The sequence below is a fragment of the Oceanobacillus alkalisoli genome, from assembly GCF_021556485.1.
Classification (GTDB): domain Bacteria; phylum Bacillota; class Bacilli; order Bacillales; family Amphibacillaceae; genus Oceanobacillus; species Oceanobacillus alkalisoli.
Map to the genome: position 1 here is coordinate 1 of NZ_JAKGBW010000127.1, position 251 is coordinate 251.

1 protein-coding gene is annotated in these 251 nt (G+C 41.0%); it reads left to right on the forward strand.

The genetic code is table 11. The annotated features are described in order from the left end of the window. Positions 1-251: helix-turn-helix domain-containing protein (locus LZD48_RS18660; protein ID WP_235764161.1), on the forward strand; the 251-nt coding region annotated here is incomplete at both ends.

The window sequence follows — 251 nt, forward strand, 5'->3', positions numbered from 1 at the left end:
GGCTGAAACACGAACCTACAGATCAACAAAAAGAAAATGAATGGCTGATGGAGAAAATCCAGAGGATATTTAAACAGCGCCGAGGCACTTGGGGTTATCGGCGAATAACGATGGCGATTAATCGCCACTATAAGAAAAAGTACAGCCCCAAACGCATTCGACGTTTAATGATTGAATTAGGTTTGAAATCCTTTATTCGCCGTTCAAATGGCTATTCCACCAAGACTAGCTTTGTTCATATCGAAGAGAAT